Origin of the sequence: Pseudoxanthomonas daejeonensis (assembly GCF_022637495.1) — a bacterium.
GTDB classification, from domain to species: domain Bacteria; phylum Pseudomonadota; class Gammaproteobacteria; order Xanthomonadales; family Xanthomonadaceae; genus Pseudoxanthomonas; species Pseudoxanthomonas daejeonensis.
Map to the genome: position 1 here is coordinate 471861 of NZ_CP093331.1, position 16672 is coordinate 488532.

The window sequence follows — 16672 nt, forward strand, 5'->3', positions numbered from 1 at the left end:
GTTCTCCTCCTCGGTATCGACATGGAAGGCCGCCGCGGCTCACATGCCGCGGAAACGGTGCAGGAATGCGCCGCTCACCGGCAGGTGTTCGGCGTGATTCTTCAGGCTCAGGGTGTGCCGGCCCAGTTCGTTCCGGGTTACCCGGTCGATGGCCTGGACACGGACCACGGTGCCGCGGTGCACCTGCCAGAACGCGTCCGGATCCAGGCCGGCCAGCAGTTCCTTGAGTGGCGTGCGGATCACGCCCTCGGCATCGGCGGTCACCACGCGCACGTATTTTTCCTGCGCCTGGAAGAACAGCACCTCGTCGATGCCGATCATGCGCACGCTGTCGCCGGCACTTGCGGTGATCCAGCGCACGAGCCGCTCGCCACGCGGGCGCAAGCGCGACTCCAGTCCTTCGATCAGCGCCTCCAGGTCGGGGCCGCCGGCACCCGACCTGCGCTGTTCCAGCCGCTCGCGCAGGCGCGCGACCGCCTGCTCCAGTCGCGCCGGCTGCACCGGCTTGAGCAGGTAGTCGACCGCGCCGGCCTCGAATGCACGCACCGCGTAGTCGTCGTAAGCGGTGGTGAATACCACCAGCCCGCCCTGCTCGGCCACGGCGCGTGCGACATCCAGGCCACTCACGCCGGGCATGCGGATATCCAGGAAGGCCACCATCGGAGGTTGCGCCTGCACGGATTCCAGCGCGGACACGCCATCCTCGCAGAGCGCGATGGCCTCCAGTTCGGGCCATGCCTGCTGCAGCTGCTCATGCAGTGCGCGACGCTGCGGCGCCTCGTCCTCGGCGATCAGCGCGGTCACGCGCGCACCCAAGGGATTCATGCCTGGAGCTCCGTCGCCACCGTGCAGGGAATTTCGATCTCGGCGACGACGCCCCCGGTCTCGCCGGGGTGCAGCCGGAAGCTGGCCTGCGCACCGAAGCGCTGCACCAGTTGCTCGCGCACGTTGGCCAGGCCCATGCCGCCGCCGATGCCCGGCTGCAGCCCCGCGCCGTCGTCGACCACGCGGATGCGCAGGCGCTCGCCTTCGCGCACCACGGACACTTCGATGCGCCCCGGCCCGGGCCGCGGCTCGATGCCGTGCTTGATCGCGTTCTCGACCAGCGTTATCAGCAGCGATGGCGGGAATGACAGCGCGCGTTGCGCCTCGTCCGCCGTCACCGCGTAGGACAGGCGGCCACCCATGCGCACCTGCATCAGTGCCAGGTAGCTGGCGCAGATGTCCAGCTGCTGGCCCAGGGTGGAATGCAGGCCGCGGTCGTCGCGCAGCTTGGGAATCGTCGCGCGCAGGAAGGCGACCAGCGCATCGAGCGTGGTTTCGGCCTGGGCCGGATCCTGCCGCACGAGCGCACGCACCGAAGCCAGGGTATTGAACAGGAAGTGCGGCTCCACCTGCGCCTGCAGCACGCCCAGGCGCAGGTCGGCCTCGTGGGCGCGTCCGCTCATCTCGCCCAGCTCCAGCGCGTGGCGATGTGCCTCCCAGCGGCGGCGCTCGCTGAAGTAGGCGCGCAGGGCCAGGCCGCCGCCGAACAGGCCGTAGATGAGAATCAAGGCCGCGATGTTCAGCGCCAAGCCGATCGCCTTGAGCACCGGGCCGACTTCCGGCGCTTTCGAAGGCGCCATGCCCAGGATTTCCAGTTGCGGTTGCACCAGCGACATCACGTAGGCCGAAGCCATCTTGTCGATGGCATAGCTCAGCACAATGCCGACCAGGACCGCCAGCACCACCGCCTTGCGTTCGCGCGATTCGGTCCAGCGGCGGTGGCGCACTATCGTGGCCAGCGCGGGTCCCAGCATGGCCATCAGGCTGAAGGCGGCGAACTGGGACAGGCCGACCTTCAGGGCCACCACTCCGTCCTGCACGGCAAGCCCGACGCCACCGCCGGTGAACACCGTCACCAACGCGATCACGCTGCAGAACAGCAGGCTGCGCCCGCCCAGCCAGCGCGCGCTGAACACCGGGTACTGGCGGTAGCGGCTCCACACCGCGTTGCCGCCGACCAGCACTTCGGCCGGCAGGACTTGCCGCAACGGATAACCGGAACGGCCCGTCATCCTGCCTGTCTCCCGTTGGTCCCCAGCCCCGGCGAGCCCGTCGACAGCAACAGTGCCAGCAACGCCGCCACCGGCGCCAGCAAGGTCATGATCGTTTCCATGCGCAGCTCCTTCAATGCCCACTACCCGCCCTACTGGCGGGTGCCCCGCAGCACCTGGCCACCCTGGTGCAGCTCGAGCGACTGCACCTTGCCGGCGCCATCGCGGTGGAAGCGGATCTCGATGCCGAAGGCTGGCGCCTCGAAGGTATCAGTCGACGCCGCGGCCAGCGGGAACGCCCCCTGCCCGGTCGCCTGCGCCTGCAGCGCGCCGCCGTGCTCGCGCACCGCGAGCGAGAATCCAGGCGCCAGGGGATAGTCGCCCGCATACGCGGACAGCTGTGCCGGCGACAGCACCGGCGCCTGTGCCGCGGCACGATCGATGCGCACCGCCGGGATCACCGCGCCCATCTGCGTCCAGGTGAATGCGTAGCTGCCGTCGGACTTGCGCTGCGGGCGAAGCACGGCGTCGAGCGCCAAGGGGTAGAAATCGCCCGCATCGTCATGCCCCATCTCGTATTCGCCCTGGCCCTCGGCCTGGATGAAAAGGCGACCGTCGCGCTCGCGCAGCGTCATCTTCATCGCGCCTTGCAGCTGGTACTCGCCGGCCAGCGCCTGCAGCAGCGCCGCATCGGCGGCGACGGCCCGGCGTGGCTTGCCCAGCGGCAGCGAATCGTCGACCAGGTGCATGCCGAGGCTGCCCAGGCTGCCGATCGAATGCCAGGCGGTGTCGGACAGGATCACCACGCCGCGCTGGCGCTGCGGATCGAGCGAGACGAACGCGGAGAATCCGCCGGTGCCGCCTTCGTGCATCAGCACCGTGCGGTCCTTCACCGGGACCCGCATCCAGTTCATGCCCATCGGTGGCTGCCCGGAGACCGCGGCATGCGTGGCCTCCAGCGAAGCGGCAATCGGCACGTCAATCATGCCCAGTCCACCCTGCGCGTAGCGGACCATGTCGTCGAGCGTGGCGCGCACGCCGCCCACGCCGGCGAGGTTGGTGGTGAAGTCCCAGGCCGACGTGGCCTGCGCATTGGGCGTGTGGCCGGTCGCCGCCCGCACGCCCGCCGGGCGCTGGTTGATGTACGCATGGTCCATGCCCAGCGGCACGAACAGTTCGCGTCGCGCCAGGCTCTCGAAATCGGTGCCGGCGCGCCGCGCAACCGCGTACGAGAGCAGCATCGAGGCGAAATTGGAGTATTCGAACTTCGCTCCCGGCGCGGCCACCAGCTTCGCGTCCCCGAGCGAAGCCAGCAGCGCGGCTTCGTCCAGGTTGGCATAGGGGTTGTCCATGCTCTTGGCGCCCAGCCGCGACGGCAGCGCAGGCAGGCCCGAGGTGTGGGTGACCACGTGCCGCAGCAGGATCGGCTGGCCCTGGTAGTCGGGAACCTTCGTGCCTTCCGGCAACCACGCGGCCAGGGTGTCGTCGAGTGACCCCTTGCCCTGTTCGATCAGTTGCGCCAGCAGTGCGGCGGTCATGGTCTTGCTGACCGAACCGATCTCGAATGCGACATCCGGGCCGATCCGGCCCGCATCGCGCGCATTGGCGCACTCGTAGACGCGGGCGACGCGATCCTTCTCGACCACCGCCACGGCCATGCAGGCCCCGGTGCGGTCGCCCAGCAGGCGCTCGCGGACCACCTCGGCGAGCCGGGCATCGGTCATGGCGTGCGCTGCACCGGGCAGCACGGCGAAGGTTGCGGCCACGGCGGCGGCCAGGCAGGCAAGCGGGGTATTCATCGACCACTCCTTTCGTCGGGATGCGGGCATGATGCGGTGCCCGCGCGCCGCGGAGGGCGATTGCGACGAACGCCCCGCGACCGGCGACGAACGCCACCCGGGCGCGGATGGCCGATCAACCGGCCAGCAACGCGGTGATCGATTTCCGGTAGCGGTCCGCGATCGCCTCGTGGTGGCGGTGGCGGCCGGCGCTGACCACGACCTGCCCAGCCACCTGCACTTCGCGCACGAGGTTGCGATTGCCGGCGAACAGCCAGCGATCGACCACGTCCTGCGCCCGGGCACCGGCGAAGGCCGGCGCCTTCGGATCCAGCGCGATCCAGTCCGCGGCCTGGCCCGGCTCCAGCACGCCTACCGGCTGTCCGGTCGCGCGCGCGGCGCTGGCAAGCGTCCCGTGCAGCAGGGTCTCGCCGACGCTGGTGCTGTCCGCGCGCACGGCGATGTTGCGATGGCGGGTATGCAGGCGCTGGCCGTACTCGAGCCAGCGCAGCTCCTCCACCGGCGACACCGAAACATGCGAATCCGAACCGATGCCCCAGGCGCCACCGGCGCCGAGGTACGCGCGCAACGGGAACAGTCCATCGCCCAGGTTGGCTTCGGTGGTCGGGCAGATCGCCACGGTCGCGCCGCTTGCGGCGATCCGCGTGGTTTCCGCGGGAGTCAGGTGGGTGGCATGCACCAGCGTCCAGTCCGGGCCAACCGGTGCATGGTCCAGCAGCCACTCCACCGGTCGCGCGTTGCGCACCGCCAGGCAGTCCTGGACCTCGCCGATCTGCTCAGCGATGTGGATGTGCAGTGGAATCCCCGCCGGCAATGCCGCCAGCGCGGCATCCATCGCATCCGGTGGCACCGCGCGCAGGCTGTGGAAGGCGACGCCGACGCGCAGCGTGTCGTCTTCGATCTCGCGCAAAGACTCGAACAGGCGCAGGAAACCGTCGAGGTCGTGGCCGAAGCGGCGCTGGCGTTCGGAAAGCGGACGCCGGTCGAACCCGCCGGTCATGTACAGCACCGGCAACAGGGTCAGGCGGATGCCGGTTTCCCGCGCGGCGGCGACCAGCGCCTTGGACATCGCCGCCGGGTCCGCATACGGCCTGCCGTCGGGCGCGTGGTGCAGGTAGTGGAATTCGCAGACGCTGGTGTAGCCGGCCTCGAGCATCTCCGCGTACAGCTGGGCGGCGACTGCATGCAGGCTGTCGGGGTCGAAGCGCGCGGCAATGCGGTACATCGTCTCGCGCCAGGTCCAGAACGAATCCTGCGCATGGGTCTGGCGCTCGGCCAACCCCGCCATCGCCCGCTGGAACGCGTGCGAATGGAGGTTGGCGATACCCGGCAGCACCCAGCCGCCATCCCAGCTCGGCTCGGCGGGCAGCACGCGCGCGATGCGCCCGTGCCTGGTTTCCAGTCCTGCATCGCTCCGCCACCCGGCGGGGGTCCACAGCAGCGAGGCGTCTCGAAGCTCGTCCATGCCCGCATTCTCGCGCGAACCGTCGCGGCTGGCGAACACGCCGCCGGCCGGGCGCAGCGCCGACGCGCGCGCCCGTACAATCGCGCCATGGACACCACGCATGCACGCCGCTGGGACGGACTGGTCGTCAACGCCCGCCTGGCCACGTTGGCGGACGACACTGGATATGGGGCCATCGAAGATGGCGCCCTGGCCTGGCAGGATGGCCTGATCACCTACGCGGGCCCGGCTTCCGGATTGACGGCGGCACCGGACGCGCTGGCCTGCGAGGTCGTCGATGCAGGGGGGCACTGGATCACCCCCGGCCTGGTCGACTGCCACACCCACCTGGTGTTCGGCGGCGACCGCGCCGGCGAGTTCGAGCAGCGCCTGCAGGGCGCCAGCTACGAGGACATCGCGCGGGCCGGCGGCGGAATCGTCTCCACCGTGCGCGCCACCCGCGCGGCCGACGAGGGCGCCCTGTTCGCGCAGTCCCTGCCGCGCGCACGCGCCCTGATGGCCGACGGCGTGACCACGGTGGAGATCAAGTCCGGCTACGGCCTGGACCTGGATGGCGAGCGGCGCATGCTGCGCGTGGCCCGGCGAATCGGGCGCGAACTCGGCGTCCAGGTGCGCACCACCTTCCTCGGCGCGCACGCGCTGCCGCCGGAGTACGCCGGCCGCGCCGATGCGTACATCGATGCGGTCTGCGAATGGCTGCCACGCCTGCATGGCGAAGGCCTGGTCGATGCGGTCGATGCCTTCTGCGAAAGGATCGGCTTCGATGCCGCGCAGACCCGGCGGGTGTTCGAAGCCGCGCGCACGCTCGGACTGCCGGTCAAGCTGCATGCCGACCAGCTCAGTGATGGGGACGGCGCGGCGCTGGTCGCCGAGTTCGGTGGCCTGTCGGCCGACCATGTCGAGCACACCTCGATCGATGGCGTGCGCGCGATGGCTCGCGCCGGCACGGTCGCGGTGCTGTTGCCGGGCGCATTCCACGTGCTGCGCGAGACCCGGTTGCCGCCACTGGACGCGTTCCGCGAACACGGGGTGTCGATGGCCGTGGCCACCGACTGCAATCCGGGCACGTCCCCGTTGCAATCGTTGCGGCTGGCGATGTCGCTGGCCTGCACCCATTTCCGGCTCACCCCGGAGGAGGCGCTGCGTGGCGCCACCGTCCACGGCGCACGCGCGCTGGGGTTGCCTGACCGCGGCCGCCTGCAGGCCGGGCTGCGTGCGGATTTCGTGCTCTGGGATATCGGCCAACCCGCCGAACTGGCTTATTGGCTTGGTGGCGGACTGCGCATCGGCAGCTGGAGCGGCGGCCGCCGCCTTCCGGACTGACCGCAAAAAAAAAAACGCGGCGCAAGGCGCCGCGTTCTTTCCAGTCACCAGGAGGCCGATCAGGCCTTGGCGACGGCCTTCTTGGCCACGGCCTTCTTCACGACCGGCTTGGCCACGGTCTTCTTCGCGGCCGGCGCGGCGGCGCCAACGGCGGTCCGGGTGGCGACATGGCGGCGCGCATTGCCATAGCTGGCGTTGTAGCGCTTGCCCTTGGCGGTCTTGCGATCACCCTTGCCCATCTTTCAACTCCTTGATTTGCGTGAATTCAGCTAGCGCGCGTCGCGCGGCAGGCCGGCAAGCCTAGCACGCGCGCCTAGTGGGCGCAGCTGGCGTCATGGATGTGGCCGTGGTTGAGCCGCAGGTTGACCAGGTGCGCCAGGCCCACCAGCGTGCCGCCGAAGGTCATCACCACCGCATGCGGCACGACCGATTCGTGCAACGGCGCGTAGAGCAGACCGGCCCACAAGGCAACCAGGCCAGGAACCAGCAGGCCCAACGCACGCATGGCGCGGTGGCGGCGATAGCTCCAGCCCAGGCTGAGCATGCCCAGCAGGGTCACGAACAGCACCAGCGCCCATTCCACGCTGCCGTCGAACCACACCGTCAGCCCCAGCGCCGGCAACGCCGCGAGCAGCAAGGGGGTCAGCGCGCAATGGATCGCACACAGCAGCGAACCGGTGGCGCCGAAACGGTCGAACCAGTGCCGGTGGTGGTGGGGGCGGTGGGTGTGACGCATCGGTTCATTCAACCAAGACTTGGGGGGTGTCATATTGTTTGGATACATTATAACATTATCAGGCGATTGTCACCTTCCCCCCACGACGGTTCCCCGATGCCCGATTCCCGTACCCGGTCCCCCGGTTCAGCCCCCCATCGCCTTGCCGCGGCACTCGCCCTGGCCTGCGCCGGCCTGTCCTCTGCTGCCGCGGCGCACGATCCGACTGACCTGCCCTCGGTCGAGGTGACCGCTTCACCCCTGGCCGGCAGTGCGGAATCGCTGGCCCGTCCGGTCGAGGTCCTCCAGGGCGAGGCGCTGGACCGGGCCAAGGCGGGCACCCTCGGCGAGACCGTCGCCAAGCTCCCGGGCGTGCAGACCACCTACTTCGGCCCCGGCGTCGGGCGTCCGATCCTGCGTGGCCTCGACGGTCCACGCGTGCAGGTACTGTCCGGCGGCATCGGCACCATGGACGCATCGACCGTCAGTGCCGACCATGCCACCAGCGTCGAGCCGTTCCTGGCCGACCAGATCGAGGTGCTGAAAGGCCCGGCGACCCTGCTGTTCGGCAGCGGCGCGATCGGCGGTGCGGTCAATGTCGCCGACGGCCGCATCGCTCGCGATATCCCCGACGAACCGCTGAGCGGTCGCGCCGAGGTGCGTGGCGACACGGTCAACGACGAACGCAGCGGCATGTTCCGCCTGGATGGCGTGAACGGGAACTGGGTGCTGCATGTGGATGGCCTGGTCCGCAACACCGATGACTACGACATCCCCGGTGTGGCCGAGGTCGTGCATGACGATCACGACCACGATGAAGAAGCACAGATGCCGGGCCGCCTCGACAACAGTTCGATCCGCACCCGTGCCGGCGCGGTCGGCGCAACCTGGCTCGGCGAAGCCGGTTATTTCGGCCTGGCCGCCAGCACCTACCGCAGCAACTACGGCATCCCCACCGGCGCGCACGCCCATTCCGACGATGACCACGACCACGATCACGATGCCGACGGCCACGACGACGAGGCACATGACGAGCACGGCGACGTGCGCATCGACCTGGTGCAGAACCGCGTCGAGCTGAAGGCTGGCGTCTACGAGCCGGTTTCGTTCCTGGAAAGCGTGGAACTGCATGGCGCCTACAGCGATTACGAACACGTCGAACTGGAAGGCCGGGAAATCGGCACCCGCTTCACCAGCGAAGGCTACGATGCGCGGCTTCAGGCAGTGCAGAAGGAAACGCGCGGCTGGCGCGGCGCGTTCGGGCTGCAACTGGGTCGCGTGGACTTCGGTGCGGTGGGCGAAGAAGCATTCGTACCGGCGACCGTCACCGACAACGCCGGGCTGTTCGTGGTCCAGGAAAAGAATTTCGGTCCGGTGAAGCTGGAACTGGGCGGGCGCCAGGACCGGGTCCGGCTGGATCCGGCCGATGGACATCCGCGGCGCCAGTTCGATGCGACCAACCTCTCCGCTGCCGCGATCTGGCGCATCAGTGACGCAATCGACGTGCGCGTGGGCATCGACAGCTCCGAGCGCGTACCGACGCAGGAAGAGCTGTACGCGGGCGGACTTCACGTGGCCACCGGATCGATCGAAATCGGTGACGACGGGCTGGAGACAGAACGTGCGCTTCGCGGGGAGATCGGCCTGCATGCGCACAACGAGCGCGTCGACTTCAAGGTCGCGATCTATCGCAGCGGCTTCGAGGACTTCATCTACCTCGCCGATACCGGCGTCGCCGAGCACGGCACCCCGGTAAGGCTGTGGACCCAGTCCGACGCGACCTTCACCGGAGCGGAAGCGGAAGCCGTGGTGCACCTGAGCGAGAACGGAAGCGGGGCATGGGACCTGCGCCTGTTCGGCGACGTGGTGCGGGGCGAGCTGGATGGACAAGGCAGCCGCACGGCCGACTTCGATGTGCCACATGGCGACCACGCGCACCCCTACAGCGTCGACCTGGCCAATGGCGGCTACCTGCCGCGGATCGCCCCGGGCCGCTTCGGCGCCGATCTTTCCTGGGCGTTGCAAGGCTGGCGCGCCTCGATCGGGGCGGTGCGCTACCAGCGCCAGGACGACGTCGCCCGGAACGAGGAACCCAGCCCCGGCTACACCCTGGTCGATGCGCACCTGGCCTATCGCTGGGAGCGGGACGCCGGCAACAGCTGGGAGGTGTTCCTGGACGGCAGCAACCTCGGCAACAAGGAGGTCCGTCCGCATACCTCGCTGCTGCGCGACTACGCGCCGCTGCCGGGCCGGTCGCTGGCATTCGGCATCCGCGCCTGGTTCTGAGCCCGAAGCGGACCGCGGCCCCGGGTTGCCGCGGTCACGGTCCGCCCGCGTCGCGCGACATGTCCTGAGCCCCGATCAGGCCTCGGCGCAGCGCGCGCAGAGCCCGTGCACCTCGAGCGTCTGCGCCTGCGGCTGGAAGCCCAGGGCCTTGGCGCGTGCATCGAGCTGCGCCACCACCTCGCTGTCTTCCAGCTCGACTGCGTTGTGGCAACGGTCGCAGATCAGGAACGGCACCGAGTGCTGGACGCTGTTGGGATGGTGGCAGGCGACGAAGGCATTGACCGACTCGAGCTTGTGCACGAAGCCATTCGCCATCAGGAAGTCGAGCGCACGATAGACCGTGGGCGGCGCGTCGGCGCCGGCGCCCTTGCCCTCGCGCACCTTCTCCAGCAGCTCGTACGCCTTGACCGGCTTGCCGGCATCGGCGATCAGGCGCAGCACGTTGGCCCGGATCGGGGTCAGGCGCAGCCCGCGCTCGTTGCACGCACGCTCCACCGCGTGGACGAACGCATCGGCGCTGTCGACGTGGTGGTGCGGATCGGTGCAGTCGTGCTTGCCGGACATCGCGTGCTCCATGTACCCCGTGGACTCAGGCCGTCGCCACTTTGATAAGCGCCGCGTCGATGCGTTTCAAGGCCTCGTCGCGCCCGGCCAGGTAAACCGTGTGGGAGATGTCCGGGCTGACCTGCGTGCCGGTGATCGCCACGCGTAGCGGCTGGGCGACTTTGCCCATGCCCAGCTCCAGCGCGGCGGCGGCTTCATGCAACGCCTGGCTGACGCCTTCGACATTCCATTCCGGCAAGGCCGCCAGCCGCTCGCGCGCCTTGGCCAGCGGCGCGTCGGCGCCTGCCTTCAGGTGCTTGGCGACGGCTGCCTCATCGTAATTCTCCAGCGGCACGTACCAGACCACCGCCTTCTCGGCCATTTCCTTCAACGTCTGCACGCGCTCGCGCAGAGCGATCACCACGTCAACCGGTGCCGGCCCCGCGCCCACGTCAAGGCCGAGTTTTTCCAGCTGGTACACCAGCTGCGGTGCGATCGTCGCCGGATCGTCGGACTTGAGGTAATGCTGGTTGACCCAGCCCAGCTTGGCCATGTCCAGGCGCGCAGCCTTGGAGTTGACGTTGCGCACGTCGAACAGTTCGACCAGCTCCGCCCGCGAGAACAGCTCCTGGTCGCCGTGCGACCAGCCCAAGCGTGCGAGGTAGTTGACCAGCGCATGCGGCAGGTAGCCGGCATCCTTGTACTGCATCACGTCGGCCGCGCCGGTGCGTTTGGACAGCTTGGCGCCCTGCTCGTCCAGGATCATCGGCATGTGCGCGAACTTCGGCACCGGTGCACCCAGCGCCTCGTAGATGTTGATCTGGCGCGGCGTGTTGTTGATGTGGTCGTCGCCGCGGATCACCTCGGTGATACCCATGTCCCAGTCGTCGACCACGACGGCGAAGTTGTAGGTCGGATAACCGTCCGGGCGGAAGATGACCATGTCGTCGAGCTCGCCGTTGGCGATCTCGATGCGGCCCTTGATCAGGTCGTCGAAGGCGACCACGCCCTCGAGCGGGTTCTTGAAGCGGATGACCCGGTTCGGATCGTCGCGATGCGGCAGGCCGGCTTCGCGCGCGGCGCCGTTGTAGCGTGGCTTCTCCTGCTTGGCCATGGCCGCCTCACGCATCGCGTCCAGTTCCTCGCGGGTCTCGTACGCGTAATAGGCCTTGCCCTGCGCGACCAGTTGCTCGGCCACCTCGCGGTAGCGGGCAACGCGATCGGTCTGGTAGATCGGGCCCTCGTCGTAGTCCAGGCCCAGCCACTCCATCGCTTCGAGGATCGCGTCGATCGCCGCCTGGGTGCTGCGCTCGCGGTCGGTGTCCTCGATGCGCAGGATGAACTCGCCGCCACGGTGGCGCGACTCCAGCCAGCAGTACAGCGCGGTCCGGGCGCCGCCGATATGCAGGTAGCCGGTGGGACTGGGGGCGAAGCGGGTGCGGCAGGTCATGGGCGGCGCAGCTCGGGAGAATCCGCCGATTTTACCCCGCCCGGCCCCGGCAACGGCCCGGCTTCCGCTGGCCGGCCTACAATCGGGGCATGACCACGCTGTTCGTCTCCGACCTGCACCTAGACCCGGCCCGGCCGGACGTCACCGCGCTGTTCCTGCGTTTCCTCCGCGAGGAAGCGACGAGCGCCGAGGCGCTGTACCTGCTCGGCGACCTGTTCGAAGCCTGGATCGGCGACGACGATCCGTCGGAAACCGGCGATGCCGTCGCCGCCGGGTTGCGCGCGGTGGCCGAGGCCGGCGTCCCGGTGTACTTCATCCACGGCAACCGCGACTTCCTGGTCGGGGGCGATTACGCGCGCCGCGCCGGGATGCGCCTGCTGCCCGATCCGGCGGTGGTGTCGCTGTACGGCGAACCGGTACTGCTGATGCATGGCGACCTGTTGTGCAGCGACGACGTCGCCTACCAGGCCTTCCGTGCGCAGACCCGCGATCCGCATTGGCGTGCGCAGTTCCTGTCGCAGCCGCTGGCCGCGCGCCAGGCATTCGCGGCGCAGGCACGCGAGGCGAGCATGGCCCGGCAAAAGCAGATGATCGAAGGCGACCGGGCCAACTTCGAGACGGTTACCGACGTCACTCCAGCGACCGTCGAGGCCACGCTCGCCCGCTACGGCGTCGCCACGCTGGTCCACGGGCATACGCACCGTCCGGCGGTCCACCCTTTGCAGGCCGACGGGCGCCAATGCCGACGGATCGTGCTGGGTGACTGGTACGAGCAGGGTTCGGTTCTGCGGGTGGATGCGGACGGGATCGCGCTGAGCGCGCTCTGACCGTCGCATCGGCAGAGTGGGAGGCTCCCCGCCTGCCTCCGACATCCGGTGACGCGCAAAGGGACAAGCCCCGCTCTACCGCGACCGCGAGTCCGAATGCGCGGCCTCGACATGTTCCAGCAAGGCCAGTTCGTCTTCGTCGAATCCGGCCAGCAGCCGGGCCTGGATGTTGAACGGACCATGCAGGTAGCCACCCGCATACTCCTGCAGCAGCTCGCGGAAGCGTGCGCGCGGCTCGATGCCGTCGCGTTCGCAGTACCAGCGGTACCAGCGCGACCCGGCCGCCACGTGCGCCACTTCCTCGCGCAGGATCGTCTCGAGGATCTCGACGGTGCGCAGATCACCCAGCGCACTCAGCCGCTGGATTATGCCCGGGGTCACGTCCAGGCCGCGCGCCTCCAGCACCCGCGGCACCAGCGCCATCCGCGCCAGGCCGTCGTGCGCGGTCTTCTCGGTCATCTCCCACAGGCCGTTGTGCGCGTCGAAATCGCCATAGTCGCGACCGAACTCCTGCAGCCGCGCACGCAGCATCAGGAAGTGCCGCGCTTCGTCGTCGGCCACCTGCACCCAGTCGCGGTAGAACTGCGCGGGCAAACCTCGGAAGCGATAGACCGCATCCCAGGCCAGGTCGATGGCATTGAGTTCGATGTGGGCGATGGCGTGGAGGAAGGCCGCGCGGCCTTCGTCGCTGCCGAGGCCACGACGCGGAAGATCGCGCGGATGCACCAGCTGCGGCCGGGGCGGCCGCCCGGGCATGCGGATCGGTTCGGGCGGCGCGGCGTCTTCGGGGATGCCCAGCTCGCCGCGCAGGAAGGCGGCCGCATGCTGCCGCGCCAGCGCGGCCTTCTCCGCCGGGTCGGCGGTATCCAGGCACTGGCGAGCGGCTTCGAACAGCGAGTCCATGCTCTGTGCGCGCCGCCGCTGCGGCGCGCGGCCCCGGATCAGGACGCGCGGCGCTTGCGCTTGGCTTCGTCCGACCGCATCTGCTGGATGCGCTCGAAGTAGCCCGGCTCGATGCCGGTGACGTACTCGCCGTCGAAGCACGAGGAATCGAAGCGCTTCAGGTCCGGATTCCCCTCGCGCACCGCTGCCTCGAGGTCTTCAAGGTCCTGGTAGATCAGCCAGTCGCAGCCCAGCTGCTTCTCGATCTCCTCGATGCTGCGGCCGTGCGCGATCAGCTCGTCCGCCGACGGCATGTCGATGCCGTAGATGTTCGGGTGGCGCACCGGCGGCGCGGCGCTGGCCAGGTAGACCTTGCGCGCGCCGGCATCGCGGGCCATCTGCACGATCTGCTGGCTGGTGGTGCCGCGCACGATGGAGTCGTCGACCAGCAGCACCACCCGGTTGCGGAATTCCAGGTGGATCGGATTGAGCTTGCGGCGCACCGACTTCACCCGCTCGCCCTGCCCCGGCATGATGAAGGTGCGGCCGACGTAGCGGTTCTTGATGAAGCCCTCGCGGTACTTCACGCCCAGCACGTTGGAGATCTCCAGCGCGGCGTCGCGCGAGGTATCCGGGATCGGGATGATGGTGTCGATATCGTGGTCCGGGCGCAGGCGCAGGATCTTCTCGCCCAGCTTCACGCCCATGCGCATGCGCGCCTTGTGCACCGAGACCTCGTCGATCATCGAGTCCGGGCGTGCGAAATACACGTACTCGAAGATGCACGGCGCGTGCTGCGCCGGCTCGGCGCAGATCTCCGAGAACAGCTCGCCACGCGGGGTGATCACCAGCGCCTCGCCGGGCTGCACGTCGCGCACGCGCTGGAAGCCGAGGATGTCCAGTGCCGCCGACTCCGAGGCGATGATGTACTCGGTGCCTTCGTTGTGCTCGCGCTTGCCGAGCACCAGCGGGCGGATGCCGTGCGGATCGCGGAACGCGACCAGGCCCAGGCCCAGCACCACGCTCACCACCGCGTAACCGCCCTCCACGCGCCGGTGCACGCCGGCCACCGCGCGGATCGCCGCTTCGGGCGACAGCGTGCGCTGGGTGTCGAGTTCGTGCGCGAACACGTTCAGCAGCACTTCGCTGTCCGAACCGGTGTTGATGTTGCGCCGGTCCTGGGCGAACACCTGCTCGCGCAGCGCTTCGGTGTTGGTCAGGTTGCCGTTGTGCGCCAACGCGATGCCGTAGGGCGAATTCACGTAGAACGGCTGCGCCTCGTCCATGCCCTCGGAGCCGGCGGTCGGATAGCGGCAATGGGCGATGCCCACGCGCCCTTCCAGCACGCTCATAGCCTTGGCGCTGAACACGTCGCGGACCAGGCCATTGTCCTTGTGCACGCGCAGGCGCGTGCCGTCGGCGGTGGCGATGCCGGCCGCGTCCTGGCCGCGGTGCTGGAGGACGGTCAAGCCGTCATAGAGCTGACCGGCAACGTTCTGGTTGCCGACGATTCCGACGATGCCGCACATGATCGGGAAGTCTCCGCAGCGGTCTCAGTGACCGGGGGTGGACGGGGGTGGTGGCGGCTCCGCGCCGGGTGGGGATCCGTTCTCGTCCACCGGAACAGGCAGCGCCTCGGTGATCGTTTCGACCACGGCGCCAGCCCGATCGAGGAGCGCATTATCGCCGCTCGGCCGGCCATTGCCAAAATCCAGCTCCTGAACGGTCCATTCCGGCAGCCAGCGCGCCATCCACTGCGCACCGGGGATCAGCACCGGCAGGGCCTGCGAGCGAGTCCACGCCGGGTCCTGCGGCAGGCTGCTGAACGCCATCACGAGCACCAGCATGCAGGCCACCAGCACGCCGCGCAGCAGGCCCAGGAGCAGGCCCAGCACGCGATCGACGCCCGACAGCCCGACCGAATGGATCATCTTGCGCATGCCCCAGCCGACCAGGCTGACCAGGACCAGCACGCCGATGAACGAAACCGCATAGGCACCGAGCAGTTCGGTCGCGCCCGGCTGGCCGTTGTCGCTGAACCAGAACGCCAGTTCGGCGCCGTAGTGGAAGGCGAACCAGCCCGCGCCGAACCAGGCCACCAGCGAAGCCACGGCACCGACGAACCCGCGCACGACGCCAAGCAGGGCCGAGCCGGCGACCACCGCCAGCAGCACCAGGTCGATCACTTCCATGCATCGCACCGCTTCGGTGCGCCATGGGCCTGCATCACGGGTGGGGAACCACCATGCCGGCACCGAAGCCGCTGGCCAGGCGTGCCTTCAGCTGGTCGGCCTCGGCGCGGCTGGCCACCGGGCCGACCCGGACGCGGCTGAGCGTGCCCTTGTCGGTCCGCACCGGCTGGACGATGGCGCTGAAGCCGGCCGCCCGCAGGCGGTCACGCAATGCATTGGCATCGGCGGCATTGGCGAAGGCGCCCATCTGCACCGCGAAACCCACCTCCGCGGCAGCCGGCGCAGCCGGTGAGGGCGCGGGTGCAGTGGCTGCGGGCTTGGGCGTCGCAGGCTGTGCCTGCGCGCTTGCGGCGGGCTTGGGCGTGACCGGCGGCGTGGCGGGCCGGCTTGCTGCAGGTTCCGGCGGCAATGGTTCGGTTCGCACGGCCGGTGCCGGCGCGACGGCACTCGCCTGGCTGCTGCCTGCTGGCTGCGGGGTCGGGCCCGGCGTCGCGGGCGCTGCCGCGGCCACCGCAGGCGCCGGGCTGGCGGTGTCGCCGCCGGCGTCGAGGGCGATCACCTGCGCGTTGACGTCGCTGCGGATGCGCACCGCCTGCAGGCGCCCGGCTTCGGCCAGCGCGCGGTCGGCATACGGGCCCACCCGCACGCGCCAGGCCTGGCGGCCGTTGACCGTCGCCTGCTCGCTGAAGCCGGCCAGGCCGGCCTGGCGCAGCCGGGAGAGCACGGCCTCGGCGTCACGGGCACTGGCATAGGCACCAAACGTGACCGCCCACTGGCCCGCGGCCACCGCCGGATCGGGCCGTGCACCTGGCGTTGCCGCTTCAGTCGCGCCGGAGGGAGCTGGCCCCTGCTCGGTCGCCGCTGCCGGCGTGGCGGCGGGTGCGGGCAGCACGGGCTGTCCGGACGCGGTCGCCGCATCCTGGCCGATCAAGGGCAGTTCGCGAGTCTCGTATTCGCCGCCCGGCGCATCGGGCACGCGCGTGGAGACGTTGGCCACGCCGCTGTCCGGGGCCGGGCCCTGGACCAGCATGGGCAGGAAGATGACCGCCAGTGCGACCAGCACGGCGCCGCCGATCAGGCGTTGTTTCAGGGTGGTATCCACTTCGACTCGCGGCGATGCGGCAGGAACGCCGAGGGGATTATAGGCCGCGATG

General features: G+C 69.5%; 15 protein-coding genes. 3 read left to right on the forward strand and 12 right to left on the reverse strand.

Annotation, left to right across the window (positions count from 1 at the left end; genetic code table 11):
• Window positions 1–39: 39 nt before the first annotated feature.
• From MNQ95_RS02175 to MNQ95_RS02190, 4 genes are all read right to left on the reverse strand, one after another.
• Window positions 40–825 carry a LytR/AlgR family response regulator transcription factor gene (locus MNQ95_RS02175; protein ID WP_162410832.1) on the reverse strand — a complete coding sequence of 262 codons (786 nt, stop codon included), beginning with the start codon at window positions 823–825 and terminating at the stop codon, window positions 40–42.
• Window positions 822–2057 carry a sensor histidine kinase gene (locus MNQ95_RS02180; RefSeq protein WP_241953679.1) on the reverse strand — a complete coding sequence of 412 codons (1236 nt, stop codon included), beginning with the start codon at window positions 2055–2057 and terminating at the stop codon, window positions 822–824. Before MNQ95_RS02180 ends, MNQ95_RS02175 begins: the two co-directional genes overlap by 4 nt.
• Window positions 2058–2188: 131 nt before the next feature.
• Window positions 2189–3835 carry a serine hydrolase gene (locus MNQ95_RS02185; RefSeq protein ID WP_241953680.1) on the reverse strand — a complete coding sequence of 549 codons (1647 nt, stop codon included), beginning with the start codon at window positions 3833–3835 and terminating at the stop codon, window positions 2189–2191.
• Between the two features lie 115 nt (window positions 3836–3950).
• Window positions 3951–5300: a formimidoylglutamate deiminase gene (locus tag MNQ95_RS02190; protein ID WP_162410829.1), complete on the reverse strand. Its 1350-nt coding sequence runs from the start codon at window positions 5298–5300 to the stop codon at window positions 3951–3953.
• Window positions 5301–5387: 87 nt separating this feature from the next.
• Here MNQ95_RS02190 and hutI point away from each other — a divergent pair, with 87 nt between their 5' ends.
• Entirely contained in the window at window positions 5388–6623 is a 1236-nt protein-coding gene (hutI, locus tag MNQ95_RS02195; protein WP_241953681.1) for an imidazolonepropionase, read from the forward strand.
• A gap of 59 nt (window positions 6624–6682) precedes the next feature.
• Here the strand turns inward: hutI and MNQ95_RS02200 are convergent, their stop codons facing one another.
• The gene (locus MNQ95_RS02200) at window positions 6683–6862 is read right to left on the reverse strand and encodes a 30S ribosomal protein THX (protein WP_162410827.1); all 180 of its coding nucleotides are present in this window, start codon (window positions 6860–6862) and stop codon (window positions 6683–6685) included.
• A gap of 74 nt (window positions 6863–6936) precedes the next feature.
• Window positions 6937–7359: a MerC domain-containing protein gene (locus MNQ95_RS02205; protein WP_162410826.1), complete on the reverse strand. Its 423-nt coding sequence runs from the start codon at window positions 7357–7359 to the stop codon at window positions 6937–6939.
• Window positions 7360–7455: 96 nt separating this feature from the next.
• On the opposite strand from MNQ95_RS02205, the gene MNQ95_RS02210 reads away from it, so the two are divergent.
• The gene (locus MNQ95_RS02210; protein ID WP_241953682.1) at window positions 7456–9624 is read left to right on the forward strand and encodes a TonB-dependent receptor; all 2169 of its coding nucleotides are present in this window, start codon (window positions 7456–7458) and stop codon (window positions 9622–9624) included.
• 75 nt (window positions 9625–9699) lie between these two features.
• Here MNQ95_RS02210 and MNQ95_RS02215 read toward each other — a convergent pair whose 3' ends face one another.
• Window positions 9700–10188 carry a Fur family transcriptional regulator gene (locus MNQ95_RS02215; protein WP_162410824.1) on the reverse strand — a complete coding sequence of 163 codons (489 nt, stop codon included), beginning with the start codon at window positions 10186–10188 and terminating at the stop codon, window positions 9700–9702.
• 25 nt (window positions 10189–10213) lie between these two features.
• A complete protein-coding gene (gene gltX, locus MNQ95_RS02220) occupies window positions 10214–11617 on the reverse strand; it encodes a glutamate--tRNA ligase (RefSeq protein WP_241953683.1) in 1404 nt (467 codons plus the stop codon).
• Window positions 11618–11706: 89 nt separating this feature from the next.
• Here gltX and lpxH point away from each other — a divergent pair, with 89 nt between their 5' ends.
• A complete protein-coding gene (gene lpxH, locus MNQ95_RS02225; RefSeq protein ID WP_241953684.1) occupies window positions 11707–12444 on the forward strand; it encodes a UDP-2,3-diacylglucosamine diphosphatase in 738 nt (245 codons plus the stop codon).
• A 75-nt stretch (window positions 12445–12519) separates the two neighbouring features.
• On the opposite strand, the gene MNQ95_RS02230 is transcribed toward lpxH, so the two are convergent.
• Genes MNQ95_RS02230 through MNQ95_RS02245 form a run of 4 tightly spaced genes read right to left on the reverse strand, consistent with a single transcriptional unit; the run spans window position 12520 to window position 16620 of the window.
• Entirely contained in the window at window positions 12520–13347 is an 828-nt protein-coding gene (locus MNQ95_RS02230; protein ID WP_241953685.1) for a ferritin-like domain-containing protein, read from the reverse strand.
• Between the two features lie 38 nt (window positions 13348–13385).
• Complete coding sequence (gene purF, locus MNQ95_RS02235) at window positions 13386–14855, reverse strand: amidophosphoribosyltransferase (protein WP_162410820.1); 1470 nt, start codon at window positions 14853–14855, stop codon at window positions 13386–13388.
• Between the two features lie 24 nt (window positions 14856–14879).
• Window positions 14880–15518, reverse strand: coding sequence for a CvpA family protein (locus tag MNQ95_RS02240; protein WP_241953686.1), 639 nt, complete (start codon window positions 15516–15518; stop codon window positions 14880–14882).
• A gap of 34 nt (window positions 15519–15552) precedes the next feature.
• On the reverse strand, window positions 15553–16620 hold the full coding sequence (locus MNQ95_RS02245; protein ID WP_162410818.1) for an SPOR domain-containing protein: 1068 nt from the start codon (window positions 16618–16620) through the stop codon (window positions 15553–15555).
• Window positions 16621–16672: the final 52 nt, after the last annotated feature.

Excerpts from the sequence above, each read along its gene's own strand:
- MNQ95_RS02175 (WP_162410832.1), bottom strand. The coding sequence starts at position 825 with ATGAATCCCTTGGGTGCGCGCGTGACCGCGCTGATCGCCGAGGACGAG.
- MNQ95_RS02180 (WP_241953679.1), bottom strand. The coding sequence starts at position 2,057 with ATGACGGGCCGTTCCGGTTATCCGTTGCGGCAAGTCCTGCCGGCCGAA.
- MNQ95_RS02185 (WP_241953680.1), bottom strand. The coding sequence starts at position 3,835 with ATGAATACCCCGCTTGCCTGCCTGGCCGCCGCCGTGGCCGCAACCTTC.
- MNQ95_RS02190 (WP_162410829.1), bottom strand. The coding sequence starts at position 5,300 with ATGGACGAGCTTCGAGACGCCTCGCTGCTGTGGACCCCCGCCGGGTGG.
- hutI (WP_241953681.1), top strand. The coding sequence starts at position 5,388 with ATGGACACCACGCATGCACGCCGCTGGGACGGACTGGTCGTCAACGCC.
- MNQ95_RS02200 (WP_162410827.1), bottom strand. The coding sequence starts at position 6,862 with ATGGGCAAGGGTGATCGCAAGACCGCCAAGGGCAAGCGCTACAACGCC.
- MNQ95_RS02205 (WP_162410826.1), bottom strand. The coding sequence starts at position 7,359 with ATGCGTCACACCCACCGCCCCCACCACCACCGGCACTGGTTCGACCGT.
- MNQ95_RS02210 (WP_241953682.1), top strand. The coding sequence starts at position 7,456 with ATGCCCGATTCCCGTACCCGGTCCCCCGGTTCAGCCCCCCATCGCCTT.
- MNQ95_RS02215 (WP_162410824.1), bottom strand. The coding sequence starts at position 10,188 with ATGTCCGGCAAGCACGACTGCACCGATCCGCACCACCACGTCGACAGC.
- gltX (WP_241953683.1), bottom strand. The coding sequence starts at position 11,617 with ATGACCTGCCGCACCCGCTTCGCCCCCAGTCCCACCGGCTACCTGCAT.
- lpxH (WP_241953684.1), top strand. The coding sequence starts at position 11,707 with ATGACCACGCTGTTCGTCTCCGACCTGCACCTAGACCCGGCCCGGCCG.
- MNQ95_RS02230 (WP_241953685.1), bottom strand. The coding sequence starts at position 13,347 with ATGGACTCGCTGTTCGAAGCCGCTCGCCAGTGCCTGGATACCGCCGAC.
- purF (WP_162410820.1), bottom strand. The coding sequence starts at position 14,855 with ATGTGCGGCATCGTCGGAATCGTCGGCAACCAGAACGTTGCCGGTCAG.
- MNQ95_RS02240 (WP_241953686.1), bottom strand. The coding sequence starts at position 15,518 with ATGGAAGTGATCGACCTGGTGCTGCTGGCGGTGGTCGCCGGCTCGGCC.